The organism is Paraburkholderia phenoliruptrix, from assembly GCF_902859825.1.
Taxonomy (GTDB): Bacteria; Pseudomonadota; Gammaproteobacteria; order Burkholderiales; family Burkholderiaceae; genus Paraburkholderia; species Paraburkholderia phenoliruptrix.
The window spans coordinates 72,780-99,107 of record NZ_CADIKB010000025.1 but is presented as its reverse complement, the minus strand read 5'-3'; the positions used below and the strand labels follow the sequence as shown (position 1 = coordinate 99,107).

The 26,328-nt window shown below is 64.3% G+C and carries 21 protein-coding genes and 2 pseudogenes; 14 read left to right on the top strand and 9 right to left on the bottom strand.

What is annotated here, in order from left to right; translation table 11 throughout:
* The first annotated feature begins 336 nt into the window (after positions 1 to 336).
* The 3 genes and pseudogenes from HV711_RS22360 to HV711_RS33535 all read left to right on the top strand — a co-directional run.
* A complete protein-coding gene (locus tag HV711_RS22360) occupies positions 337 to 1,026 on the top strand; it encodes a CBS domain-containing protein (protein ID WP_035483780.1) in 690 nt (229 codons plus the stop codon).
* Between the two features lie 51 nt (positions 1,027 to 1,077).
* On the top strand, positions 1,078 to 2,031 hold the full coding sequence (locus tag HV711_RS22355) for a universal stress protein (RefSeq protein ID WP_028361732.1): 954 nt from the start codon (positions 1,078 to 1,080) through the stop codon (positions 2,029 to 2,031).
* Between the two features lie 600 nt (positions 2,032 to 2,631).
* Positions 2,632 to 3,096 (top strand): annotated as a pseudogene (locus tag HV711_RS33535) (TonB-dependent receptor domain-containing protein); the annotation flags it as partial.
* A 328-nt stretch (positions 3,097 to 3,424) separates the two neighbouring features.
* Here the strand turns inward: HV711_RS33535 and HV711_RS22340 are convergent.
* From HV711_RS22340 to HV711_RS22330, 3 genes and pseudogenes are all read right to left on the bottom strand, one after another.
* A pseudogene (locus tag HV711_RS22340) lies at positions 3,425 to 3,658 on the bottom strand (hypothetical protein); the annotation flags it as partial.
* 5 nt (positions 3,659 to 3,663) lie between these two features.
* Positions 3,664 to 3,840: a hypothetical protein gene (locus tag HV711_RS22335; RefSeq protein ID WP_175145251.1), complete on the bottom strand. Its 177-nt coding sequence runs from the start codon at positions 3,838 to 3,840 to the stop codon at positions 3,664 to 3,666.
* A 472-nt stretch (positions 3,841 to 4,312) separates the two neighbouring features.
* On the bottom strand, positions 4,313 to 5,044 hold the full coding sequence (locus HV711_RS22330) for an IclR family transcriptional regulator (RefSeq protein ID WP_013591482.1): 732 nt from the start codon (positions 5,042 to 5,044) through the stop codon (positions 4,313 to 4,315).
* 152 nt (positions 5,045 to 5,196) lie between these two features.
* Here HV711_RS22330 and HV711_RS22325 point away from each other — a divergent pair, with 152 nt between their 5' ends.
* The 9 genes from HV711_RS22325 to HV711_RS22285 all read left to right on the top strand — a co-directional run bounded on the left by HV711_RS22325 (position 5,197) and on the right by HV711_RS22285 (position 18,025).
* Positions 5,197 to 6,084 carry an aldo/keto reductase gene (locus HV711_RS22325; protein ID WP_341809898.1) on the top strand — a complete coding sequence of 296 codons (888 nt, stop codon included), beginning with the start codon at positions 5,197 to 5,199 and terminating at the stop codon, positions 6,082 to 6,084.
* A gap of 2 nt (positions 6,085 to 6,086) precedes the next feature.
* On the top strand, positions 6,087 to 7,568 hold the full coding sequence (locus HV711_RS22320) for an aminotransferase (RefSeq protein ID WP_051224660.1): 1,482 nt from the start codon (positions 6,087 to 6,089) through the stop codon (positions 7,566 to 7,568).
* A 72-nt stretch (positions 7,569 to 7,640) separates the two neighbouring features.
* A complete protein-coding gene (locus HV711_RS22315) occupies positions 7,641 to 8,975 on the top strand; it encodes an NAD(P)/FAD-dependent oxidoreductase (protein WP_035483778.1) in 1,335 nt (444 codons plus the stop codon).
* Positions 8,976 to 9,018: 43 nt separating this feature from the next.
* Positions 9,019 to 11,058, top strand: coding sequence for a hydantoinase/oxoprolinase family protein (locus HV711_RS22310; protein WP_035483776.1), 2,040 nt, complete (start codon positions 9,019 to 9,021; stop codon positions 11,056 to 11,058).
* A 23-nt stretch (positions 11,059 to 11,081) separates the two neighbouring features.
* Positions 11,082 to 13,097, top strand: a complete 2,016-nt coding sequence (locus HV711_RS22305; RefSeq protein WP_028361740.1) for a hydantoinase B/oxoprolinase family protein — start codon at positions 11,082 to 11,084, stop codon at positions 13,095 to 13,097.
* Positions 13,098 to 13,313: 216 nt separating this feature from the next.
* The gene (locus HV711_RS22300) at positions 13,314 to 14,888 is read left to right on the top strand and encodes an ABC transporter substrate-binding protein (RefSeq protein ID WP_013591488.1); all 1,575 of its coding nucleotides are present in this window, start codon (positions 13,314 to 13,316) and stop codon (positions 14,886 to 14,888) included.
* A gap of 96 nt (positions 14,889 to 14,984) precedes the next feature.
* Positions 14,985 to 16,262 (top strand): NAD(P)/FAD-dependent oxidoreductase, encoded by a 1,278-nt coding sequence (locus HV711_RS22295; RefSeq protein WP_035483775.1) that lies wholly within the window; start codon positions 14,985 to 14,987, stop codon positions 16,260 to 16,262.
* A gap of 84 nt (positions 16,263 to 16,346) precedes the next feature.
* A complete protein-coding gene (locus tag HV711_RS22290) occupies positions 16,347 to 16,769 on the top strand; it encodes a hypothetical protein (RefSeq protein WP_035483772.1) in 423 nt (140 codons plus the stop codon).
* 47 nt (positions 16,770 to 16,816) lie between these two features.
* Entirely contained in the window at positions 16,817 to 18,025 is a 1,209-nt protein-coding gene (locus tag HV711_RS22285; RefSeq protein ID WP_035483771.1) for an MFS transporter, read from the top strand.
* A gap of 42 nt (positions 18,026 to 18,067) precedes the next feature.
* On the opposite strand, the gene HV711_RS22280 is transcribed toward HV711_RS22285, so the two are convergent.
* The 6 genes from HV711_RS22280 to HV711_RS22255 form a co-directional block, all read right to left on the bottom strand.
* Positions 18,068 to 18,259 carry a hypothetical protein gene (locus tag HV711_RS22280; protein WP_013591492.1) on the bottom strand — a complete coding sequence of 64 codons (192 nt, stop codon included), beginning with the start codon at positions 18,257 to 18,259 and terminating at the stop codon, positions 18,068 to 18,070.
* Positions 18,260 to 19,124: 865 nt separating this feature from the next.
* Positions 19,125 to 19,850: an aspartate/glutamate racemase family protein gene (locus HV711_RS22275; RefSeq protein ID WP_014972838.1), complete on the bottom strand. Its 726-nt coding sequence runs from the start codon at positions 19,848 to 19,850 to the stop codon at positions 19,125 to 19,127.
* Positions 19,847 to 21,049, bottom strand: coding sequence for a DUF917 domain-containing protein (locus HV711_RS22270; protein WP_035483770.1), 1,203 nt, complete (start codon positions 21,047 to 21,049; stop codon positions 19,847 to 19,849). Before HV711_RS22270 ends, HV711_RS22275 begins: the two co-directional genes overlap by 4 nt.
* Complete coding sequence (locus HV711_RS22265; protein WP_035483769.1) at positions 21,039 to 23,357, bottom strand: sigma-54-dependent transcriptional regulator; 2,319 nt, start codon at positions 23,355 to 23,357, stop codon at positions 21,039 to 21,041. The genes HV711_RS22270 and HV711_RS22265 overlap by 11 nt, the downstream gene beginning before the upstream one ends.
* Before the next feature lie 511 nt (positions 23,358 to 23,868).
* Positions 23,869 to 24,288 (bottom strand): RcnB family protein, encoded by a 420-nt coding sequence (locus HV711_RS22260; RefSeq protein WP_035483768.1) that lies wholly within the window; start codon positions 24,286 to 24,288, stop codon positions 23,869 to 23,871.
* Positions 24,289 to 24,348: 60 nt separating this feature from the next.
* A complete protein-coding gene (locus HV711_RS22255) occupies positions 24,349 to 24,603 on the bottom strand; it encodes a hypothetical protein (RefSeq protein WP_035483766.1) in 255 nt (84 codons plus the stop codon).
* Positions 24,604 to 24,892: 289 nt separating this feature from the next.
* On the opposite strand from HV711_RS22255, the gene HV711_RS22250 reads away from it, so the two are divergent.
* Both HV711_RS22250 and HV711_RS22245 read left to right on the top strand, forming a co-directional pair.
* Positions 24,893 to 26,059: a DUF4382 domain-containing protein gene (locus HV711_RS22250; RefSeq protein ID WP_035483765.1), complete on the top strand. Its 1,167-nt coding sequence runs from the start codon at positions 24,893 to 24,895 to the stop codon at positions 26,057 to 26,059.
* Between the two features lie 51 nt (positions 26,060 to 26,110).
* Positions 26,111 to 26,278, top strand: coding sequence for a hypothetical protein (locus HV711_RS22245; RefSeq protein ID WP_013591499.1), 168 nt, complete (start codon positions 26,111 to 26,113; stop codon positions 26,276 to 26,278).
* The last annotated feature ends 50 nt before the right edge of the window (positions 26,279 to 26,328 follow it).

The window sequence follows — 26,328 nt, the reverse complement described above, 5'->3', positions numbered from 1 at the left end:
CGGTTCTCCTTGGTTCCCTGTTCGGGAGGTTGGTCCTGGAAACCCGATTCTCTCGGATTCCACTGGCGAACCGCCGCCTTCAACCTTCAACTACGCCTGGGACATTGCCCGATGGTTGGACCGCGATCAGTATCGGCTGCATGCCACGCGCGGAATTGACCTGAGTCAGCCAGGGCCCACGCCGGCGCCGCGCGGTGGCCGCGTCGGGGTCGTGCGCGGGTCCCAGTTGCGCCCAACCCGCGCCCAACCCGCGCCGGCATGATCCACGTCAAACGGGCGTGCGCGGCGCCGCCTAATCTGAAGTCACGCCAACACCTAATAGCCAGGAGGCTTGCCATGCGCGCATCCGATGTCATGACCGGCAAGGTCATTTCGGTCACACCCGACATGACCATTCGCGAGGTCGCCAGACTATTTGTCGAGAACCATATAAGCGGCGCGCCGGTGCTCGATTCGGACGGCAGCGTCGCCGGCATGATCAGCGAGGGTGACCTGCTTCGCCGCAGCGAAATCGGCACTGACGAGCGCAAGCGCACGTCGTGGCTCGATTTCTGGTCCGCGAGCCATGAGGCGCGCGATTACGTCAAGACCCATGCGGCAAGAGTGAGCGACGTGATGACCACGAACGTGGTCACCGTCGGCCCTGACACGCCGCTTGGCGAAGTGGCCGGTGTTCTCGAGACGCGGCATATCAAGCGCGTGCCCGTGACGAAGGCGGGACGGCTCGTCGGCATTGTGAGCCGCGCCAATCTCGTGCAGGCGCTCGCGAGCGTGCCGGATGAGCCGGTATCGGACGCCACACTCTCGGACGCCGAAATCCGCGCGATCCTCATGGGCGAACTGGCGGGGCGCAAATGGGCGTTCGCCGGCCGCAATATCGTCGTGACCGACGGCGTCGTGCATCTGTGGGGTGTGTTTCAGTCCGCCGAGGCCGTGGATGCGCTCCGCGTGGCGGCGCAGAACATACCCGGCGTCAAACGGGTGGAAGACCACACCGAGCCGTATCAGGTCATGCCGGGCATCTGAAGACCGAGGGCGGGCGCGGCGGCGTAACCGGAACCCAATGGAGAGGGGATCATGAGTTCAACGGAGCGCGGTGCTCACGCCGCGGACGCGATCAGGCGGATTCTGGTTGCCGTGGATGCTTCGCCCGAGTCGGCGCGCGCGGCGGACTACGTGTGTCACTTGACGTTGCCCGGCGCGCTGATTCGCATTGTGAGCGTGGCGGAAAATCCTCGCGTCCTTCTGCCGCTCGGATCCATGACGGACGCCGAGTTGCAGCTTGCGCGCGATGAGTTGGCCCGCGATGCCGAACAGGCCGTGGCACGTGCAAGAAAGATGTTCGCCGACGCGGGCATCGAGGTGGAGTCCGGCGTCATCGACATTTCGAGGCAAGGCGGCTACACGGCCAATGCGCTGATCGACGCTGCGGCCGAATGGAAGGCGGATCTGCTCGTCCTCGGCGCGCGTCAGCATCACGGCATGTTGCGCTGGGTGGAAGGAACCGTGTCCGAGTTCGTCACCACGCGCGCGCTCTGTTCGATCCTGATCGTGCCCGCCGGTTATGAAGCCGACATCGGGCCGTCTCCGCAGCGGATTCTTTTTGCACTCGACGGCAGCACGGCGTCGCTGGATGCGCTGCGTGCAGGTCTTCGGCTGGCTCTGCCGGAATCGCGCTTGCGCGCCATCTATGTGATCGACCGTGCCGTGCGCTTGACGGACTTCGTGCCGATTCATGTTCTCGAAGAGGCTTTCGTCGAAGAGGGACACGCCGCTCTGGCGCGAGCCGCGGACGCCTTCGCCGAGGTCGCGAACCGGGCCGAGACGGCGCTCGTCAAGACCGAGCCCGTTAGCGATGACGTGCCGCACGCCATCGTGCGCGAGGCCGGGCGATGGCACGCGGACCTGCTCGTCGTCGGCACGCATGGCCGGCGCGGCGTCGCGCGCTGGTTGCTCGGGAGTGTCGCCGCGCGCACGGCGCGGCTGGCCTGCACGCCCGTGTTGCTCGCGCGGCCGGCGCGCGACGCGTGAACCGGCGGACGGCATCGCGCCGTCACTTTACCGAATCAATGTTACGTTATATCATTTCGCAGTCATTGAGCGGGAGGCGTTTGCCGGGAGGCATCGGCAATTGTTTCAATCCTCGGTGCGAGCCCGGGTTGGTTTGGTTGCTGCGTGAGACGTTATAACATTGCACGCGCACCACAAAACCGGCATTACAGCGAATCCTACAAAAGACCGTGAATAAAAATCCTCCGCGCACGTCCGCGCGCGCGCTTCGGCTGTCGCCATTTTCTCTCGCGCTCGTCGCCGCATTGGCGCATGCGCAATCGGATAACGTTCGTCCTGCCGGGAATGCGACGCAGGCGGCGGGCGGCTCGCTCGCACCGGTTTTCGTCACCGCCAATCCGCTCGGCGATACCGACCTCATCGCGCCCGCCACCGCGCTGTATGGCGACGCCCTGACGCGCCGCCAGACCAACTCGCTCGGCGAGACGCTCAACGGTCTGCCCGGCGTGTCGACCACGACCTATGGCCCGATGTGGGCCGCCCGATCATTCGCGGTATGGATGGCGACCGCATCCGCATTCTGCAGAACGGCGTGGCCGCCTGGGACGCCTCGTCGCTCTCCTGAACGAAGCCGTGTATCGCGGCGTGCGAGCAGAGTTTTACGGCGTCGAACTCGACGGCAAGTGGCGCGTGTTGCAAAAGGGCGCGCATCGGGTGGACGTGGAACTCGGCGGCGACTACACGCATGCGCGCAACATGGACAACGATCAGCCGCTGCCGCGCATTGCACCGCTGCGCGCCACGCTCGCAGTCGATTACGGCTATGGGCCCTTCGGCGCGCGTGCTCAACTGGAGCACGCGTGGGGCCAGCACCGCGTGCCCGAAAACGATCTGCCGACGGCGAGTTACACGAAGCTCGGCGTGCTTCTCACCTACGCGTTTCACGTCGGCGCGACGAACTGGCTCGCCTATCTTCGCGGCGATAACCTGACGAACCAGGACATCCGCTACGCGAGCTCCGTGGTCCGCGACATTGCACCCGAGGGCGGCCGCAGCGTGATGGCCGGATTGCGCACGAGGTTCTGACGTGCGGCGTCGTCGGGCAACCGGGCGGGCAGCACATTCAAAGATTCGATGGATTGCCCGGATCGACCTCGCCCTTCTCCGCATTTTCGCGCTGATCGCCGAGGTCTTTGCGGTTATCGCCCTCGGTGATTTGCGCTTCGCCTTCGGCCTTTTTCGCTTCGTTGCCGGTGATCGAGCCGATGCCCTTGTTGACCATGCCCTTCAGTTCTTCCTTGAGTCCTTCGGTCTTGTCGTTTGCCATCCATGCCTCCCAAAGTTGAGTGATGATCGCGCGACGCAGCCGCCGCGCGCCCTCTGCTGGGCCGCAATCGGCATGCCGGTGCAATGCCGGACGGCGTTTTTTCCAGGCGTAGTCCGGACGCGGATCGGCAACGCCCGGCAGTCCTACGGAATTGGGATTTTCGGAGCAGAGCGTGACAAAGGACACGGATTCGCCGCTCGCGCGCCGCCGCCGCAAGGTTTCGGCGAACGAGAGCGCATCCGCCATGGCGCCGGCCGGAAAGGAAGCGGAGCGCGGCACCATGGCGTCGTCTACGGTCTCGCACCAATAGACCATGAACACCGGATTCACGGAGCAGGCGACGGACTGCCGGGTGTCCCCATGCCCGGTACGTCGCGCACCGGCTGCTGATCCGGCTGGAGATCCGTTTCGGGGAGCGACTCGGGCGTGCGGGCGGGCGGCGTTCCGCGACTGACTTCGGACTGCTGCGGATCGGGTTTTTGAGGCGCAGGCGTTTCGGTCATGGGTGGCTCCTGTGCGTGGCGGTGAATGAGGCGGCTATCGTACAAGCGGCTATCGTATGTGCAGCATCGCCTGTGCCGACGTCAGTTCCGCCGGCCCGCCGTGCGTGCGAATAGCGCCGCTTTGCCGTGCGCGTCGGTTATTACAACGGCTTGTAAATGGCGCGCCCGCCGCGGGGCGTGCACCGCGCACTGCGCGTCGCGCGAGCCAGGCCGGCAGTGCACGACAGGCCCGCAGCGCACGACAGGCCCGCAGCGCACGACAGGCCCGCAGCGCATGACAGGCCCGCAGTGCACGACAGGCCCGCAGTGCACGACAGGCCCGCAGCGCACGACAGGCCCGCAGCGCACGACAGGCCCGCAGCGCATGACAGGCCCGCAGCGCATGACAGGCCCGCAGCGCATGACAGGCCCGCAGCGCATGACAGGCCCGCAGCGCATGACAGGTTCCGCGCGGCCGTGCACGCACCGCTTCTCAAACGCTGATTGCCGCCGCCGCCTTCGCCACCGCCTTGCCCCATTCATCGAGACGTGCCGGGTCGTAGCGCGATTCCGGCATGGAGATGCAGATGCTCGCTGCGGGCGCGCCGTCCGAGTCGATGATCGGCGCGCCGATCGCGCACACCGCTTGACGATACTGCGAGAGATTCACCGAATAGCCGCGCTGACGGATGCGTTCGAGTTCCAGCCGGATCTCGGTGGGATCGCACGGCGTGGTCTCGCTGAACTTCGGCAGATCGCGGCTCAGGATTTCATCCACGTCCGCGTCTTTCATGTATGCCAGCACAGCGAGCCCCGTTGCGGTGGCGTGAAACGGGCTCAGGTCGCCGATGGGGCTGAACGTGCGCACGTTCTGCGTGCAGTCGGCGCGGTCGATCAGCACCATCGAATTGGTGCTGTCCGGGACCGACAGATGAACCGTTTCGTTGGTGAGGTCGCGCAACTCGCGCATCGGCTCGCGCGCGGCCGCGTACAGCGCGCCGCCGCGCAGCGCGGCGGGCCGCACGCCGAGAATGCGCGGACCCACTTCCCAGCGCGTCAGGTCGCCGCTCGTCTGACGCAGCCAGCCGGCCTCGTGAAACGTCAGCAGCACCCGCTGCACGCTCGACTTCGGCATGTCGAGCAGGCGCGCCAGCACGCCCACGCTGACGGGCTGGTTCTGCGAGACAGCCTCGAGAATCTCCAGGCTCTTCAGCAAACTTTTCATGCAGATCTCCGAAATGCGCGCGCGGCGGACGAGCGCTCGCACACGCCGCGCTTGCAACGCAAAAAAGCGCGTGTTACTTTTCATGCGCTGAATTTGGAACGCCGTGCCGTATTGTGGCACACCTTGGTCGAGCTTGGCAAGCAGTGAGGACGATGACAGCAATGGGACTCTTTTTTCAGCCGTGCGACGCTTTGCCGGTGGTCGAGGCGCATGGCGCCCGCATACCGCGAATTGGCCTCGGCACCTGGCGGTCGACGCACGACGAAGGCGTGCAGGCGGTGCGCGCGGCGCTCGCGGCGGGTTATCGGCATATCGACACGGCCGCGCGCTACGAGAACGAAGAGGCGGTCGGCCAGGCGCTCGCGGCGAGCGGTGTGCCCCGCGACGAGGTGTTCGTCACCACCAAGGTGTGGCACACCGAATTGCGCGCGGCGGACTTCCGGCGCGCCGCGCAGGCGAGCGTCGCGAGACTTGGGCTCGATCACGTCGACCTGTTGCTGGTGCATTGGCCGAATCCCGAGGTGCCGCTCGAGGAGACCATCGGCGCGCTGTGCGACGCGCAGCAGAGCGGCTTGACGCGGCACATCGGCGTCTCGAATTTTCCGGTCGCACTGCTCGATCGCGCGGTCGCACTGGCGTCGGTGCCGCTCGTCGCGAATCAGTGCGAATACCACCCGTATCTGGACCAGACCAAAGTACTCGCCGCGTGCCGGCGTCATGGCATGGCGCTGATCGCGCATACGCCGCTGGGCAGCGGCAAGCTGCTTGCCGATCCGGTTATCGCGGAGATCGCGGGCGAACACGGGCGCAAGCCGGCGCAGATCATCCTGCGCTGGCTCATGCAGCAGCCCGGTGTGGCAGCCGTCCCCAAATCGTCGAATCCCTTGCGGATCGCCGAAAACCTGGCCGTATTCGATTTTCAACTGGATGCGGGCGAGATGGCGCGCATCGGCGCACTGGCGCGTGTCGACGGCCGCGTGAGCCAGGCGGCGTGGCATCCCGAGTGGGACGCGCCGGCACATGGATCAGCGGCAGACTAAACATGAACTTCATCGACACCGCCATGAACTCCGTCATGCAACAAGGCGAGCTGACGCTCGAAACCGACCGGCGACATCTGATGCATCCTGGCACGCATGCAGCCGATCACGCGTCCGGCCAGCTGGACGCGCGGCTGATGTCGCGCGCAAAAGGCATCCGTATGGAAGATCACGCGGGGCGCTCCTACATCGACGCATTCGCGGGACTGTATTGCGTGAACATTGGCTACGGACGCGAGGAAATGGCAGACGCCATCGCGGCGCAGACGCGCCAGCTGTCGTTCTATCACACGTACGCGGGTTTCTCGAACGACCCCGCGGTTGAACTGTCGCGGCGTCTGATCGAAGACTGGGCGCCGCCTGGCATGAAGAAAGTGTTCTACGGCATGTCGGGCTCGGACGCCAACGAAACGCAGGTCAAGCTCGCCTGGTACTACAACAATGTGCTTGGCCGGCCGCGCAAGAAGAAGATCATCGCGCGGCAACGCAGCTACCACGGCTCGGGCATCGCGACCGGCAGTCTGACGGGCCAGCCCAAATTTCACGCGGGTTTCGATTTACCGATGTCGCAGGTACTGCATACCGCAAGTCCCGACTTCTATCGCGACGCGCGTCGCGGCGCGAGCGAGGCCGAGTTTGTCGAGGACTGCGTCGAGGACCTGGAGCAACTGATCGCGCGTGAAGGCGCCGACACGATCGCCGCATTTTTCGGCGAACCGGTGATGGGCTCCGGCGGCATCGTGCCGCCGCCCGCCGGCTATTGGCCGGCGATCCAGGCGGTGCTTGCGCGCCACGAGATTCTGTTCGTCGTCGACGAGGTGGTGTGCGGCTTCGGCCGCCTAGGCTCGCGCACCGGCAGCGAGCATTACGGGCTCAAGCCCGATCTGATGTCGGTGGCGAAGGGCTTGACGAGCGGCTATTTGCCCTTGTCGGCGGTGATGGTCAGCGAGCGCGTGTGGGACGTGATCGAGCGCGGTTCGCGCGCGCACGGCGCGATGAGTCACGGCTGGACGTACTCGGGGCATCCCGTGTGTGCGGCCGCGGCGTTGGCGAACCTCGACATCATCGAGCGCGAGCAACTCGTCGGGCGCGCCGCTGAAGTCGGCGCCTATTTGCAGGCACGTCTGCATGACGCGTTTGATGCCCACCCGCTCGTCGGCAATGTGAGAGGCGTGGGCATGCTCGCCGCGCTCGAATTAATGGCCGACGGCGGCGAGCGCCGCCCGTTTCCCGCCGCAGTCAAGGCGAGCCAGCGCGTCGCGCAGGCCGCCCTCGCACGCGGCCTGATCGTGCGCGCGCTCGGCACGCACGACATTGTTGGCTTCGCGCCGCCGCTGGTCGCTACGCGGGCGGACGTCGACGAAATTGTTGCGATTACACGCGATGCCTTGCACGACGTGAGCGACGCGCTGTTTGCGTCGCTCGCTGAGGATCGCAGCGCGGTGACTGAAGAATCGCAGAAAACCGCTTCTCTAAATAAGTAAGCATAGCTAATAGTTTAGTGCCTTGACGCGTCTCGCGAGCAGGGCAGTTCCACTCTAACCAGGGACTCAACCGTGTCCACGCGCAATCAGGTTTTTTCCTCCGACTTCTCCGACACACCGTACTGGTGGAAAGACTGGCGTCCGCACGACGAACTCATGTCGGGCTTGCCTCGCGAGGTCGACGTGGTCATCGTCGGCGCCGGGTATGCGGGCCTTTCATGCGCGCTCGAACTCGCGAAGCAGGGGTTGCTGGTTGCCGTGCTGGAGGCCGATGTGCCGGGCATCGGCGCAAGCACGCTGAGCGGCGGTCAGGTATCCGGCGGCGTCAACGTGGGCAAGGCGCCGTCTGGAAAGAAGTTAGACAGTTCGGCGTCCGAAGAAAAACAGCACGAGTTGCTCACCGAAGCGTCGGTCTCGTATGACGTTTTCGAGAGCATTCTGCGCGAGAACGCCATCGAGTGCAGCTATGTAAAAGCAGGGCGCATCAACGCGATGTGGACCGACGCGCATATGGCCGCGTGGCGCAAGCGCATCGTCAATCTCAACACGTATGCGCGCGCCGGCGCACACATGCTTTCACGCGATGAACTGCGCGCCGAACTCGCGAGCGACATCTACACCGGCGGCGTACTGCTCGAACGCGCGGGCCAGGTGCATCCGTCGATGATGTTCGGGGGGCTCCTCGCCGCCGCACGCGGCGCGGGCGTCACCGTGTGCAGCCGCGCGGCGGTTAGGAGCATCACGCGCGTAGGGGCGCAGTATGGCGTCCAGACGTCGCGCGGCGCACTGGTCAGCCGGCATGTGGTGATCTGCACGAATGGCTACACGGGTGCCGCGATGCCCGATTTGCAGCGTCGTGTGGTGCCGGTCGTATCGCATCAGATCGCGACCGAAGAACTGCCCGCCGATTTGCAGCGCTCGCTGATACCGAAGCGGCGCGGCATTTCGGAAACGCGCCGTGTCGTCAACTATTACCGCTATTCGCCGGACGGCAAGCGTCTGCTGTTCGGCGGCCGCGCGCGTTTCTACAACCTCGATCGCCGGCAGTCGGCCGCGATTCTGCATGCACAGATGGTCGAACGCTTTCCACAGATGGCCGACGTCAAGGTGGCGTATAGCTGGGGCGGTACGGTCGCGCTCACGCTCGACTTCCTCCCGCATCTCGGCCGTACCGCCGACGGCATGTACTACGCGCTCGGCTGCAACGGCAGCGGCGTCGTGATGATGACGTACCTCGGCTACAAGGTCGCGCGCCTGATCGTCGAAGGACAGGCACCGGAGACGAGCGCCTATGGCGCGCCGATGGTCACGCATCCGCTTTACGCAGGCAAGCCCTGGTTCATGCCCGCGCTCGGCAGTTACTACCAGATTCGCGATGTCATCGACAAACGCAGACAGCACGCGTAAGCCGCCGACGCGCACCTCACTTTAGACAGGCAAGGACACGACAATGGGTTTGAGAATCGGAGTGGATATTGGCGGCTCGTTCACCGACTTCGCGGTGCTGGACGAGAACACGCGGAGTATCCGCACGCTGAAGGTTTTCTCGCGGCCTGACAGTCCCGGCAGCGAAGTGCTGGCGGGTGTCGAAGGATTGCGCGAACGCTATGGCATCGAGCCGCATGAGGTGACGTATTTCACGCATGGCACGACAGTGGGCGTGAATGCGGTGGTGCAGCGCCGTGGGCTCAAGCTCGGGCTCATCACCACGCGAAATTTCGAAGACGTGCTCGACATCGCGCGTTTGAAGATTCCGGACATGTATCACCTGATGTCGAGCCGTCCTGCACCGCTGATTCCGCGTGACCGCGTGTTCGGTGTCATCGGGCGCCTCGGCGCGGACGGCGAGGAAGAAACGCCCGTCGATGAAGAAAGCGTGCTGCACGCCGTGCGCGGTTTGCAGGCGGCGGGCTGCGAAGGCGTGGTGGTGTCGCTGCTGCACGCCTATCGCAACCCGGCGCATGAACAGCAGGTGAAGGCGCTGATCGAGGCCGCGCTGCCGGGCGTTTTTGTATCGTGTTCGCACGAGGTGTGGCCGATCATCCGCGAATACGAGCGGACGGTGACGGCGACCATCGGCGCCTATGTGCAGCCGCGCGTGTCCAACTATCTGACGCAGTTGCAGGCCGCGCTGGCCGAAAGCGGCGTCGCCGCGGATCTGAAGGTGACGAAGTCGAATGGCGGCGTGATGAGCGCCGAACACGGCAAACAGAACTGCGTGCAAATGATTTTGTCCGGCACCGCCTCGGGCGTGATCGGCGCGGCTTATCTCGCGAAGCTGTGCAAGCTGAAAGACTGCATGAGCCTCGACATTGGCGGCACGACTGCGGACATCGCGCTGATTGTCGACGGCAAGCCGCAATACGCGACCGGCGAATATATCGGCGAATTTCAGATTCATATTCCTTCGGTATCCGTATCGTCAGTCGGCGACGGCGGCGGATCGATTGCGTGGGTCGACGAGTTCGGCGTGCTGAAGGTCGGACCCGAAAGTGCGGGATCGAGCCCGGGTCCCGTCTGTTACGGACGCGGCGGCACCCGCCCGACCATTACCGACGCTTTCGCCGTGATCGGCGTGCTTGGCAGCGCCGCGCTCGGCTACAACGCGGTGAAGGTGGACGTGGACGCGTCGCGCCGGGCGATCGAGCCGCTCGCGCGGCGTCTCGGACTCGATGTGTATCAAACCGCAGCGGCCATTATCGAGGTGTCCATTTCCGGCATGTATGCAGGCGTGAGCCGACTGAGTTCGCGCTTCGGGATCGATCCGCGCACCTTCGCGCTGATGCCGTTCGGCGGCGCGGGCCCGATGCTCGGCTGTTTTCTCGCGCGTGCGCTCAATGTGCGCAATCTGCTGGTGCCGACCACGCCCGGCGTGCTCAGCGCGCTCGGCGGGTTGATCGCGGATACAAAAAACGACTTTGTTCGGACGACATACTATCCGCTCGACCGTGCGTCGCTCGAACTGCTCGCGCAAGACCTCGCACGTCTCGACGCGGACGCGCGCGAGTGGGTGATCCGCGAGCGCGGCACGGACGCGAGCGCCGACATTGTCGTGTCGGCCGATATGCGCTATCGCGGGCAATCGTTCGAGATCGACACGCCGCTGTCCGCGCAGGCAATCATCGGCGGCGACATCGAGGCGATTGCGCAGGCGTTTCACCGCGAGCACGCGCGTCTTTTTGGACACAGCGACGAGAGCTCGCCGATCCAGGTGGTGGCGCTGCGGCTTGTCATCACCGCGCCTACGCCGAAGCCGGAGCTGCCGCAGATTGCCGTGGGCGAGGGCGCGCCGCGCGTCGAATCCGAGATCGACGTCTATCTGGACGGAGCATGGCGGCGCGTGCCGCTTTACCGACGCTCCGCGCTGCTGGCGGGACACCGCTTTGTCGGGCCGGCAATTGTCGCGCAGGACGACACCACGACCTGCGTGCTGCCGGGCTTCAACGGACGCGTGGACGAATACGGCAACCTCTTTCTCGAAGCCGTCTGACCGGCCGACCCAGGAAACGCACCATGACATTCGATAAATCCGTCCTTCAGATATTCGCGAACTATTGCGTCGCCGCCGCGGAAAGCATGGCGTACACGCTCGTGCGCACTGCGCATTCCGCCTTCGTGAAAGAAACCGAAGACTTCTCCTGCACGCTGATGAACCCCCGTGGTCTGACCTTCGCGTCGCCGAAAACGCTCGGCGCCACGTGGTATCCGGGCCTCGATTTCGGCGCGGTGATCGACATGATCGATCACTACGAGCCCGGCGACATCTGCATGACGAACGACGCCTATAGCGGCTATGTGGCGACACACACGCCTGACGTGATGATGTGGAAGCCGGTGTTTTATGAGGGCGAAGTCGTCTGCTATGTCGGCGGGCATATTCATAACACCGACATGGGCGGCGCGGTGCCGGCTTCGCTGTCGCGCACGCTCACCGAGATCTATCAGGAAGGCATTCGTTTCGCGCCGACGAAGATTGTCCGCGCGGGCGTGCTCGACGAAACGCTGCTCGAGCACATGGCGCTCAACGTGCGCGCGGCCGAACAGAATCGCGGTGACTTGAAAGCGCAAATCGCCATGTTGATGACCGGCGAGCGGCGCGTGCTCGAAATCATCGAACGCTTCGGCATCGAGCAGTTTCGCGCGGGCATGGACGCATTGCTCGACTATTCGGAAGAGCAGGCGCGCACGATCGTGCGGAGCATGCCGAACGGCGAATACTTCTTTGCGGAGTACGCCGACGAGGATTCCGTCAACGGCAAGCCGCTGCGCGTCGCGCTGACGCTGACTGTGAAGGACGACTCGCTCGTATTCGACTTCACCGGCAGCGACCCGCAGTTGAATTCGTCGTTGAATATGCCGACGGGCGGCAAGGAGCGGCATGTGCTTGCACTCGTCGGCCTGAACTATGTGCTGTATTCGCTCAATCCCGATCTGCTGCTCAATGCGGGCATGCTGAAAGTGGCGCGCTGCATCCTGCCCGAAGGCACGATCATGAACTGCGTGCCGCCGGCCGCGGTCGGCATGCGCAGCCTGACCGCGAAGGTCGCGCAGTATGTGACGTTCGGTGCGTTCTCCATGGTTTGCCCCGAGCGTTTGCCGGCGTGTCCGGCTGGCGGCATGTCGATCCTCAACGTGAAGACGGTGGACCGTAACGGCCGCACGGTGATCGCGTCGATCGGACCCGTGGGTGGCGGCGCGGGCGGCATGGCGTCGGCCGACGGCTCGGACGCTTCGGGCGCGAACGTGGCATTCCTGCGCAACACGCCGGTCGAGATCAACGAAGCCGAAGTGCCGATCCGCATTACACGCTATGGCGTGGTGCCGGGCAGCGCGGGCGCGGGCAAATATCGCGGCGGCCTCGGCACGGTGATGGAGTTTCGCGTGTCGTCGCCGGGCACGCTTGTGACGGCGCGCAATCGCGACCGCTCGCGCTTTGCTTCGTGGGGCGTGTTGGGCGGGACAGCGGGTGCGGTATCGCGGTTTACCCGCAATCCCGGCACAGAGAGCGAAGAAAATCTCGGCGTGACGGATCTCGTGATCTGCGGTCCCGGCGACGTAATCCGCCTCGAGGGATGCGGCGGCGGCGGCTATGGGCATCCTTACGAACGGGATACACAGAAGGTGCTGGAAGATGTGCGGCGCGGCTACCTGTCCGTCGAGGAGGCGCGCGAGCTGTACAGCGTAGTGCTGACCGACGGCGCCGTCGATATGGACTCGACCGCGCGTCTGCGCGACGCCGCGAGAGAAGCGGCGCGGCAGAAGCCCGCCACTCACTTCGACTACGGCGCCGAGCGCAACGCATACGAAGCGAGATGGACGCGCGAGCGCTACGACGTGCTGACCGGCATTCTCGCGCGTGCGCCGGTGGTGTGGCGGCATTTCCTCAAGCACAAGATATTCGACGCGCTCGACGCAAAAGAAGCGGCCGGCACTTTGACGCCAGGGCCGCAGGTCATCGCGCAACTGTATGAGGAAGTGCTGCAGCGCTATCCGCAGTTGCGCGAAAACACAGCGTCGGCGAGCGCCTGACATGGCTCGCGGGGGCATGTCGCGAGCCCGAAACCGGCGACCATGCAAATTGTCGCGTTAGCGGCGCAAGAACAGTCTGTTTATGCCGTCTGCCTTTTTTTGTCGGCGCTTTACGCGCTTTCTGCCGGCATACGATGCTGTTAACGAGACCTCGGAAATCGTCTCGCCGCATACGGCATGTTGCCTGGATCACTCACTTCTGCGGAGTCAATTGACGTGAACGACGATACGATTAACCGCGGCATCAGCCGCCGCGACATGATGCGCATGTTGGCCGGGACCGGCATGATGGTCGCCGGCGGAGGGCTTCTCACAGCCGCGCCCGCTGCGCTTGCCGCGGAGGTTCCGAAGAAGGGCGGCAGTATCCGCGTCGCCTACGACGCCGGTTCGGTGTCGGATACGCTCGACCCCGCGGCAGGTTCCACCGGCGGCGATTACATCCGCTTCTTCATGTTTTACAGCGGCCTGACGCAGCTCGACGAGAGCCTCACACCGCGTATGAACATTGCGGAATCCGTGTCGAGCACGGATGCCAAGACGTGGATCATCAAGCTGCGTCAGGGCGTGACCTTTCACGACGGTAAGCCGCTTGCGCCGGCCGACGTCGTCTATTCGCTGATGCGTCACAAGAATCCGCAGACGGCATCGCGCGTGAAGACCCTCGCCGATCAGTTCGCGAGCGTGACGGCGAGCGGGCCTAACGAAGTGACGCTGACGCTGCAGGTGCCGAACGCGGACCTGCCGGTGATTCTCGCCACGCCGCAACTCGTCATCGTCAAGGACGGCACGACCAACTTCAATTCGGCGATCGGCACGGGTCCCTACAAGCTGAAGAGCTTCAAGCCCGGCGCGGGCACCGTCGGCGTGCGCAACGACAACTACTGGAAGTCGGGGCAGCCGTATCTCGATCAGATCGAACTCATCAGCATCAGCGACAACGCGGCGCGCGTGAGCGCGCTGCTCGCGGGCGACGTGCACCTCATCAACTCGGTCGACCCGCGTGCCACGCGCCGCATTGCCGCAACGCCGGGCTACGAGGTCAAGGAAACCAAGTCGGGTCTCTACACCGACCTGATCATGCGCCGCGACAATACGCTGACGGGCAACCCGGATTTCGTGAAAGGCATGAAGTATATGTTCGATCGCGACCAGATCCGCTCGGCGGTCTTTCTCGGCTACGCGGTGATCGGCAACGATCAGCCGATTCCGCCGGGGCATCGGTACTTCAATGCTTCGCTGCCGCAACGCAAGTTCGACCTCGACAAGGCGAAGTTCTATCTGCAGAAGGCCGGCGCGGTCGGCACCGGCGCATTGCCGCCGATCTACGCGACGTCGGATGCGAACGGCTCGATCGAAATGGCGCAGCTGATTCAGCAAACGGCTGCGAAGATCGGTGTCAACCTGACTGTGAATCGCGTGCCGGCCGACGGCTACTGGTCCAATCACTGGATGAAGCATCCGCTGGGATTCGGCAGCATCAATCCGCGGCCGAGCGCCGATGTGCTGTTCACACAGTTCTTCAAATCGGACGCGCCGTGGAATGAGTCCGCGTGGAAGGACCCGAAGTTTGATCAGCTGCTCGTCAGCGCACGTGCGGAGACCGACGACGCGAAGCGCAAGCAGATGTACGGCGAAATGCAGGCGCTCGTCGCCGACGAGGGCGGCATCGGCATTCCCGCGTTCATCAGCCTGCTCGATGCGAACGACAAGCGCCTGAAAGGCCTCGGCTCGATTCCGACCGGCGCGATGATGGGCTTTTCGTTTGCCGAGTATGCGTGGTGGTCCGCCTGACGTAAGCTGTCCGCCGTCGAGCGTTCCGGTGACCGGCTCGTCGCGAGAACTTCGCGGCGAGGCCGGTCTTCGTCGTGGCAATCAATCGAAAAATCAATGAAGCTAGATTCGTACTGGCTGGACACGGCCCCGGAATTCAAGGACGGCGCGCAAGGACCAGTGGAGGGGCACAGTGATGTCGTCGTGATCGGCGGCGGTTTTACCGGCTTGTCCGCCGCGCTGGAGCTTGCAACGCGCGGCGTGTCGGTCACCGTGCTGGAGGCGGGCCGCATTGCGGCTCAGGCGTCGGGCAGAAACGGCGGGCAGTGCAACACCGGTGTGGCGCAAGACTTTGCTTCGCTCGCGGCGAGCGTCGGGCTCGAACAGGCTCGCGCGTTTTACCGCGCGTATGAAAGCGCGGTGCGGACGGTGGAATCGGTCGTGACGCAGCATAAGATCGACTGTGATTTCATGCGTTGCGGCAAGCTGAAACTTGCGGCAAAGCAGAAGCACTTCGACAAGCTCGCGCGGACCTATGACGTACTGTATCGCGAAGTCGATCAGGACATCGAACTGATCGAGCCGGCCCGCGTGCGCAGCGAAGTCGGCTCCGATGGTTTCTATGGCGGGCTGCTGCAGCGCAACGGCGCGCAAATGCACATGGGCAAGTTCGGCGTGGGGCTCGCGCAGGGCGCCGCGCGTCACGGCGCGCGCATCTTCCCGAACGCGGCCGTGACGCAAATCAAGCGTATGGACGGCGGCCGCTACGAGATCACGTCGGCGCGCGGCGTTGTTCGGGCGGACAAAGTGCTGGTGGCGACGGGCCCGTCGCGGCAAGGGCCGCTGCAATGGTTCCAGCAACGGATGGCGCCGGTCGGCAGCTTCATCGTCGTGACGGAGCCGCTATCGAAGGGGCAGCTCGACGCGCTTTTTCCGCATCGGCGCAATTATGTGACGTCGCTCAATATCGGCAACTACTTTCGCGTGACGCCGGATAACCGGCTGCTGTGGGGCGGGCGAGCCCGGTTCGCGATGTCCGATCCGCGCTCGGACGCGAAGAGCGGGCAGGTGCTGCAGGCCAATCTCGCGAAGTACTTTCCCGAGCTGGGGGCGACGAGAATCGACTATTGCTGGGGCGGCCTTGTCGACATCACCGTGGACCGCCTTCCGCGTGCCGGGCAGCATGACGGGCTTTACTACTCAATGGGCTACAGCGGTCATGGCGTGCAGATGTCCACGCATATGGGGCGCGTGATGGCAGACGTCATGTATGGTTCCGCCGACGCCAACCCGTGGCGCGCGCTGCCCTGGCCGCCGGTGCCGGCACATGCCGCGCGCCGCTGGATGCTGCCGCTCGTCGGCGCCTATTACCGCGTGCAGGACATTCTCCATTGACATGCCGCGCGGCTCGCGGGCGAGCCGGTCGGGCGAGGTGCCTTTACAATTCAGCACTTCAGCCCGACAAACGTGACGTGCGCGATGAGATATCCCCCAGCATTGACCCTTGCATTGGCCGCTGCATTGACCCTTGCCGCAGCCTTCGCGGCGAGCACGGCCGCTCACGCTCAAACCTCCGCCAGCGGCGACACCGGCGCACTGCAATGTGCGATCGGCAAGGTGACCGGCGTGGGCGGCTCCGAACAAAGCGTTCGCGAATACCTCGCGACACCTGAGCGGGACCAATATCGCTATCTGGCCGACAATCCGATCCGATGCCGGATTTCCGACGAAGGCCGCGCGTCCGCGTGTACCGGCATCACAACGCTCAGGCGTGAACAGGTCAGCGTGTACGATCAGATCGACAGCACGTTGACCGAGGTGGTGGCGCGCGTCGAGCTCGACCATGGCACCTACCCCGTGCTGATCGTCGTGCCGAGGAAGGACGTGCAGTGCCAGGAGTGAGTGGCCTCGGTCTTCCGTTCATTTTTCTGTTCTGATTGCGCCCACCCGTGCGAGTCCGATCCCGCATCAACGTGCTCGAAAGTATTCCGCGCAGCGTCTGGATACTCGGTTGTGTGAGCCTCTTCATGGACGTCTCGTCGGAGATCATCCACAGCCTCTTGCCGATGTTCCTGATGGTCAGCCTCGGCGCGAGCGCGGCGACCATCGGTCTGATTGAAGGCATCGCCGAAGCGACCGCGCCGATCGTCAAGGTGTTTTCCGGCGCGCTCAGCGATTATCTCGGTAACAGGAAGTGGCTGGCCGTGGCCGGCTATGCGCTCGGCGCGCTGAGCAAGCCGCTCTTCGCGATTGCGCCGACGGTCGGCGTGGTGGTGAGCGCACGGGTGATCGACAGAGTGGGCAAGGGAATCCGCGGCGCGCCGCGCGACGCGCTCGTTGCGGACGTCACGCCCGTGCATCTGAGGGGCGCCGCATTCGGCTTGCGTCAGTCGCTCGATACGGTGGGCGCCGTGCTGGGGCCGCTTTTCGCGGTCATCATCATGTCGGTGTGGGCGGACAACTTCCGGCTGGCGTTCTGGCTCGCCGTCATACCGGGCTTGCTGGCCGTCGCGCTGTTGACGGTCGGCGTCCACGAACCGGCGCGCGAGCCGGGCACCAAGCGCGTCAATCCGATCCGGCTCGAGAACCTGAAGAAGCTCGGTGCGAGCTACTGGTGGGTCGTGGCAATTGGCGGCGTGTTCGCGCTCGCGCGCTTCAGCGAGGCATTCCTGGTGTTGCGCGCGATGGGAAGCGGTGTGCCCGTCGCGCTCGTGCCGCTCGTCATGGTGGCGATGAATGTCGTGTATACGTTGTCGGCGTATCCGTTCGGCAAGCTCGCTGACACGATGAACCACACCAGGCTGCTGATCGCAGGGCTTGTCGTGCTGATTGCCGCGGACCTCGTGCTTGCGCGGGGCAGCCACTGGAGCGTCGTGTTGCTGGGCGTCGCATTGTGGGGCTTGCACATGGGAATGACGCAGGGTCTGCTTGCGACCATGGTCTCGCACACCGCGCCGGCGCAACTGCGCGGCACGGCATTCGGGTTTTTCAACCTGCTGAGCGGCGTCGTCACGCTGCTCTCGAGCGTGATTGCCGGCGAGCTATGGGACAAGCTGGGCGCCGCCACCACTTTCCATGCTGGGGCAGTGTTCTGCATCGCGACGATCGTGCTGCTCGCCACCGGCAAGGCGCCCGACACGCGTGCTGGGACACGCTGACCACGTCGGGCTAACTACGCCACGCGCGTAGCGACCGCGGCGTCACTCGTCCAGTTCGGCGACGAGGCGCGACAGCCGGGCAATGCGATTGAGGTACATGGTCGCTTGCGGCGAGGTTTTCAGATGTTCGACGCGGTCGCGCCAATAGGTTGGCGGAAAAGGCTTTTGCGATGCCGATGCGATGACGCGCTCGAGATGAACGAGCTCGCTTTCGAGAATGTGGCGATGCATCATTGAACCCCCGTAGGTGGCCAGTCTGGTCTGCTCGCAGCGTCGCTCACTATCTGACGCCGCGTAGAACTGGTCATGCAGCTTGTTCTTTTGCGCCTCACTACAACGGACGAGCCGCCGTTGCCGCCCCGGCAAGGGCACGCAACGGCGGCCAGACCTACCCCGTAGCGGATCGTCTGGTACATAGCCAAAAGATTTTCCGCCATTCAGTGCCTCGCGCCGCGAGCCGCTTCTCTGTGGAAGCCTTTCCTCGCGACGTTCCGACACTGTCACTGCTACAGCACAGCCCTCTCTCAGTCTGCTGCCGGCAACATCTCGTCGCCGGCTTGATCGGCGCTTTCGCATTTCGTTCGTATAACTAATCGAAGCATCGCGCTCATGAACGGCGATCGTTCGATCGGCGGCGTCGATTCAGGCAGACGCCGATGCTTCGAAAACGGTGCGGCGCACGATCGTTGTTTGGTCTCTCAGGCCCCCGGCATTTCGGACAGATTCGGTCGCAGCGCGCGAACTCAACGCCGCGGGTCTTCTTAAGAGCAACGACCGTGCCATATGTTGAGATCGCGTGTGCGCGGGCACACCCGTGGACACGCGTGGGCGCAAATGGTCAATCTCGTCCAGGATGGGGGTGAAATGTGGACGTTTTCGTCCAGGTCGGCATGCACGGCGCGTAGAGGGGCGATTTCGTCCGATCCGGACAGCAGGGCGCCGCGCAAAACAACGCACAAGAGTGCAGAACAGCGCGGAAACAACGCGGAAACAACGCGGTCGGGAAGCCCCTGGGCGCGAATGGCCAGGGCGGAAGGCCCGGCGCGGCGCAGCCATTGCGCGCCGCGCCGGACGGACGGGGACAGGCAGATGGGGAGACTTACGACTGCAGGCTGACCTTGCTGTACGTCAGCCGGCTCGGCCGCACCTGCATGCGCACCAGCGACACCAGGAAGCTAAAGCCGGCCTGGTTCGGATCGATCACCGGCACGTAACCGCCCATTTCGTCGCTGAGCATCCTGGAGACGCGGCTCGCGACATCCACGAAACCCGTGCAGCCGAGCAGGATGGACTGTGCGCCGTCCTCCTTGATCGCCTTCAGCGCTGCGTCGAAGGTGCGGATGATCACGACCTCCATGTCATCGAGCTGCGCGACCGGGCAGTTGATCGCGCGGATCGACGCAAACGTGTCCTGAATGCCGTAAGTTTGCGGATGGCCGCGCTGCATCGCGAGCGTGCTCGGCAGGATCGTGATGATCGAAAAACGCTGGCTGAGCGCGAGCGCCGAAAACGCCGCAGCCGGAAATCCGCCGATGATCGGAATGTCGATCACTTCGCGCGCCGCTTCCACGCCGCACATATCGAAGTCGGTCAGCCATATGCCGTCGAAGCCGTCGTTGGCGATCGCCTGCGCGAGTTCGACCACCGGCATGCCGTTTTGCAGCCAGTTCGTGCGATTCTCGATGTCGGGGTGCCCTTGGGTGATGTTGCGAATCTCGACCTGCACGTCCGGCGGCACCACCGGTGCAATGGCTTTCATGATGCGCTCGTTGTACTGCGACGTGGCGACCGGCACCAGCACGCAGATTCGGATTGGCGAATTCAAGAGGCGTCTCCTTTCGAGGCCAGCGGCATATACGGGCCGAGATAATTGAGGGAGTTCAGTAACTGCATGAAGCTGTCGAGAATCAGACCGGGCTTGCGTAGTTCCGCTTCGGCGCGCCAGGCGATCAGCGTGACCGGGCGCTTGCCGATGGCCGGATTCAGCGAGCCGTCGGCGTTCACGAGGTCGCCGTTGCTGAACACCGACTGGCCTTCGCCGCCGACGTAGTACGCCACGCTATCGGGCGCGAGCACGATCGGCTGCGCACACGCGCTGTCCCATACGAGCAGCGACTCGTTCTGGTACATGACGGTATAGGTGCGCTCTTGCGCCTGAATGCGAATCTTGCCGACGTCGAAGCCACCGCTAGTATCCACTTCCGCCGACACCAGCTGGCCCGGCTCCGACACCGCCCGCGCTGCGAGCCCGCAGCGTTCGACGAGATAGTCGACCATCTGCCGGGCGCTGCTTATTCCTCCCGCCTGCAACACACGCCCGAGTTCGAGCGCGCGCGTCAGCGTGCCGCGAATCGGCGTGGCGCGGCGGATATCGGCCGGCTTCATGACCCACATGGCAAGGCCGCCGAATTGACCGAATTCCGGGTCGGCCACGACCGGGCGCATCATCTGCTCGACGATCGCCGACACGTCGCGTTGATGAGTCGGTGCGCCGAGCTTGCCCTGACGCGGCGTCACGTCGAGTTCCACGCACAGGCCGCCCTGACTCACGAGGAACGCCGGCCGCGGGTCGATTTCCGCGGCGGCGAACGTGAGCATCGGCAGGGAAGGCACCGCGCGGCCGGCGCCGTCGGCGTCGATCACCGCGAGGCCGAGTTTTGCCGCCACCAGCGCCGCCACCGTGAAGCCGAGCGCGCCGCTTTCCGGCGGCATCACGTAAGCGAGTTTTGGGGATTGTCCGTCGAGCCGTGTCTTCACGTTTTGCACGGCGGTGACCGGGCCGAGCGGGTAGGTCGCCGAATTGATCGCTTCGGGCGCGCCGAGATAGGCGACCATGACGGCGGCGCCTTCGGTGGCTTCTTCAACCGACACCACCTTCACCGTGTCGGTCGGATAGTAGTCGCCGGCAACGAAATGCGCGGCCAGATGCCGGGCGGATTCGATCGTGCCGCCGCCGCCGCTGCCAAAAAAAGCCGCGCCCAGCAGCAGCGGTTCCAGATCTTCCCGGCGTAGGTCAAATGCCATTTACGATTCCTTTAGTGTAGTTGTCGAAAGAAGTCTGCTGCTGAAGTTCGGCAAGCAGTTTTGCCGCACGCGCGACGCGCGGCGTTGCATCCACGGGCAACGAGCGCAAGCCGCGCTCAAGCGTCTCGATCGCTTCCGCGACACGGCGAGTGGAACGCAAGAGGTCCGCGAGGTAGCGCGCGGCGTCCACGCGCGCGGGTACTGCGCCGAACGCAAGCGCTGTCGACAGCGCGGTGCGCAGCCCCAGTTCCGCCGCGTTGACGTCGCCGTGCGCCCACTGCGCGCGAGCGCGGGTGACGAGCAGCTTGCCGAGGTAGACGCGTTCCTGACGCGCCAGCGTTTCGTCGATCGCGGTCGCGAGCAGTGCTTCGCATTCCTTCGCACGTCCGGCGCGCAACAGCAATTCCCCGTGCTGCCACGCCTTGAACGAATAGAACAGCGCGCCGCCGTTGCACACCACATGGTTATCGTAGCCGTCGAGCATGACAGTTTCTGCTTCGTCGGATTGACCGATCGCGCTGAGATGACAGGCGCGCAATACCTGGCCGACTCCTCGATAAAACGCGAAGCCATACGCAATGGACACCGATTCAAGTTCGCTCGACAGGCGCCCGAGCCGGTCGACGTCGTCGAAGAGTGCGGCGAGCCACGCGGCGCCCTGCAGATTAACGACATGTGCGAGCGCATGCACGCCCGGCTCGGATGCGCGCAGAATCAGCATCTCCATCGCGCGGCGGGCCTGGGCGAAGGCGCCGATCTGATACGCCGCGAGTCCTTCGAACGTGAGCGCGAGGCTCGCCAGGTCAATGCCTTGCGAGCCGGTGCGGATGTCGTTGCACCCCACCCCGAGCAGATTGCCGCGCGCGAGACAGGCCAGCGCTTCCTCGCTGTCGCCGAGCCAGAACAGCGTGTTGGTCATCGCCACATGCGCTTCGTCGAGCGACACGCGATCGCCGCCGTTCTGCGCGCGCTCCAGCATGTTCTGCGCGGTCGCGCGCGCCTGCTTCAGTTGCAGCGTGGTCAACTGCGTGGTCCAGATGCCGAACTGGATCGCGGCGATTTCTGAGGGCGCGCACACGCCTTCGCCAATCGCGAGGGCCGCGGCGTAGCACGCCGTGGCCTCCGCATAGAGCCAGCCGTGCACGCTGCGCAAGCTCATGCCGAGCAGGCGATAGGCGTCGAACTGCAGCCGGCGTACCGCGTCCTGCTCGTTGGGGGTTTGCAGCACGTCGAGGCAGCGGCGCAGTTGCGGAATAGCTTCGGCGAACTTCGATTCCTCGATCAGCGCCCTCGCATGTTCAAGGCACTTGTGCGCTTCCCGGTGATGTTCCTCGCGCGACTTGAGGCGCCGTTCGATGGTCTTGCGACCCACGCCGAGCAGCGCGGCCGCCGCGCTCTTGTTGCCGCTCGTGCGTTCGAGCGCGCGGTCGATCAGGAGGTCTTCGGCTGCGCTCAGCTTGTCGCGGCCTTCCAGTTGCAGCAGCATGTCCGCAAGGCTCGCTCGCGAGACCGGCCCGCTCGCCTCGTTAGCGAGAAACGGCTCGAGCGTGTCCACGTCGATGTGCGTGTTTTCGGCGAGCACGCTCAGCTGGCTGATCAGATTGCGCAATTGCCGGATATGGCCCGGCCACGGGTGCTGCGCAAGACGCCGAAGCGCAGGCGGCGAAAACTCGAGGCGGCGCGCATGCTGCGAGGCGAAGTGGTTGACGAGCGCGGGAATGTCCTCGACCCGCTGCTCGAGTCCCGGCACGGCGAGCACGAACACCGCGAGGCGGTAGAACAGGTCCTCGCGAAAGAGGCCCTCGCGTGCAAGCTCGCGCAGGTCGCGATGGGTCGCGGCTACGACGCGACCTGCAAAGTGCAGACTGGTCGTCGATCCAAGCGGGCGGAAGGTTCGCGTCTCGAGTACGCGCAGCAGCTTCGGCTGCAGCGCGAGCGGCAATTCGCCGATTTCGTCGAGCAGCAGCGTGCCTTTGCCGACCTGCTGAAAAAGCCCTTGGCGGTTTTCGGCAGCGCCGGTGAAGGCGCCTTTCACGTGCCCGAAAAGTTCAGCTTCGACGAGATGTTCGGGAATCGCGCCGCAATTGACGTCGACAAAAGGTTGATCCTGGCGCTGGCTGTGCGCGTGTACACGGCGCGCCACCAGCTCCTTGCCGGAGCCGGTCGGTCCGAAAATAAGCAGCGGATGATCGGTCGGCGCGACTCGATCGATCATCCGGACCAGTTGGCGAAACGCCGGCGCGCTGCCCACGAATGAGCCGGATCCGGGCTTGTCGTGGGCGAACGGAACGACAGGGGTAGAACTCATTTAACAAGTACGCTCCACATGATCCGCGTGCGGCGCAGCGCGGAAATGGCCGTCCAGCGACGGCGGTCATGCATCGATCGGGTGTGCGGCGAAACTTCCGATTCCGCTGTCGGAAGGTTTCGCCCTAGGAGAGACAGAGTATGACGGCTTGCTGCCGGTGTTGTCTTTCGAAATTAATCCTTGCGCTGGTGCCGTTGCGCCTTTTATCCAGGCGTCGTGCGGCTCATAAAGGGCATGGTGAAAACGGGCGCGGCCGCGACTCCCATCGCGTCGATCGAAGCGAGGCGTGAACGCGCGGGACAGGTTCGCGCGGCCGCGCAAGCTCCACCGGCCGCTCGCTATGCGTAACGGATATAACGGCGGCATGCCGATGATTCTTTAACAGTCAGGCAGGGTTGGGCGAAGGGCGGCCGCTATGCTGCATGGATGGCCTTGGCGTCGGGGCTGCCCTTGCGCCGGGAAGGAGGACCGAAGGTGGACGGCCGCGCGAGGCGGCCGGATGTCGTGGCGCTTACGGTCCGACGCGCAGAATCACGCCCGTGGATAGTTGCACCATCAGATAGTCGCCGCCGATACCGACCCACGAATAACCGCGCGGCGGTGGAGCGAGCCGGTACGCGCGCCAGTCGTCAATGACATATTGACGGTCGCGGTATTCGGGCGGCAGGCGCTCGCCCTTGCGCCAATGTCCCGGCGCGTTCGCGGAATGGCCGGGACCGTCGGGACCATGCCCGGGCGGCATTGATTTGTGCCCGTGGCCATTCGGTCCTTTATCGTGATCGGCGTGACCGGGTCCTGGCCCGTGCCCATGGTCTCCGTCGTGACCGGGGTTGTCATGCGGCGGCTGGGCGAATGCGAATGACGATGCCAGCGACGATGCCAGCATAGCGGCGGCCATGACGGACGCGAGCAATAGACGGGACTTGTTCATTGCGGGGCTCCTGTGAAACTGGCGGCTGAAGTTATTCTCATTGTGCCGTATTGCGGCTCGTTAGCTCGCGCCGATTGCAACGCGGTGAGCGCTGCCGGCGCTATTCGCGGCTTGCGCTTCGAGTTCATCCAGTCGTCGCAGAAGTACGTCGATAGAACGCAATTGCGCATTCGTGAGGTGCTGCGAATCGAGCAGTTGATGAAGCCGCTCCCGCCAGTAGGCGGCCGGCAGAATGGGCCCCGCAAGATCGCCCGCCATTGATGCGCTCATGACTCGCGCGAGATGCGCGATCTCCTGGTCGATTAACGTGAGCATGCCCCACCTCGCAACGTTCATTCTTGTTTTGTAACGAAGAGCTACTAAACCTTAGTCCAAATGCGGCAAATAACCAATCAGGTTGATTATTGGCCGGGCCGCGAAAGCCGTGAACGCTTCTTTTGAGCCTATTCACCCAGCATCATATGCAAATCGGGAGTCCGAGTCTCTCCCGTCATGATAAAGAATGTTAAATCACTCTAGTTACGAGCGGTTTCAAATTGCGAGTTCTGCTTACAGCGAAATTCCATATCCTTCAGCGCACAACAACGAGGATGGAGGAATCCCCATGAAAACCCTGTTTAAAACGCTCACGTGCGCGCTCGCATTGCCACTCGCTCTTGCCGCATGTGGAGGCGGCGGCGGGGACGGCGGCAGCACGCCGACCGGCACGCTCCGCGTGCAGATGACCGACGCTCCGGCGTGCGGTTTCGATCACGTGTACGTCACCGTGAACAAGGTGCGCGTGAACATGAACGCGCAGGCAGGCGACGGCGACAGCGGCTGGAGCGACATCGCATTGACGACGCCGCAACGAATCGACCTGCTTTCGCTCACCAACGGCGTGCTCGCCGACCTCGGGCAGACGGCCTTGCCAGCTGGCCAGTATCAGCAGGTTCGGCTGGTGCTCGCGCAGAATCAGGGCAATTCGCTGGCGAATTCGGTCGTTCCCACGGGCGGCAGCGAGCAGGCGCTCGACACGCCCAGCGCCGCGCAAAGCGGCTATAAGATCATCCGGCCTTTCACGGTGCAGGCCAATACGCTCGTCGATCTCGTGCTCGACTTCAACGCCTGCAAGTCGATCGTGCAAAAGGGCAACGGCTCGTACAGTCTGAAGCCGGTGGTGACGGCGACGCCCACGGTGGTCAGCGGCACGATTTCGGGCTACGTCGCGCCGGCGGAAGCGGGGGCTGCGGTTTTTGCCGAGCAGAACGGCAACATCATCAAGGGTACCGTGGCGGACAGCAGCGGCCATTTCGTCCTGACGCCGCTCGAGCAAAGCTCGACCAGCGGCAACTATGACGTGGTCATCGTGCAGAACAATGTCGCAACGGGCGTGGTGCGCTCGGTCCCGGTCGTTGTGAACGCATCGACCGTGGTGTCGACCTCGGCCGCACCGATCGCGCTGCCGGCATCCACCATGCACGTTGCGAGCGGCACGGTTGTGCCGGTGAGCGCGCAGGCCATCTTGCGGGCGTTGCAAACCGTGAGCGGCGTCAACTATGAAATCACGAGCTCCAACGCCAATCTGGATACCGGCGCCTATTCGCTGAGCCTGCCGGCTGCCGCGCCGCTCGTGGGTACGTATTCGGGTACGCTGCCGGTTTCGCTGACGCCTGTCGCAAGCGTGGCGGGTCAGTACACGGCGCAGGCCGTCAGCGCGAGCGGGGCGACCCGGCAGTCGGCGGTCAATGTCTCGACTACCGATCAAACCGGCGTCAACTTCAGTTTCTAATCAACCATTACGTGATGACGGAAGGGCGCAAGCCCTTCCTCGGGGAACCTCATGAAAAAGATTGTTTGTCTGCTTGCTACGGGTGCCGTGCTGTTGAGCGGCTGTGCGCTGTATGTGCCGGATGCGCCGGGTGTCGTGGTCGTGCCGCAAGGCCACCCTCAGGGCGGACCGGGCAACGGCTTCTGTCCGCCAGGACAGGCGAAGAAGGGCAACTGCTGAGCGCAGGCCCGCTTAAATGAAGCCGCGCCCCGCAGACGGCGCGGCGGTGT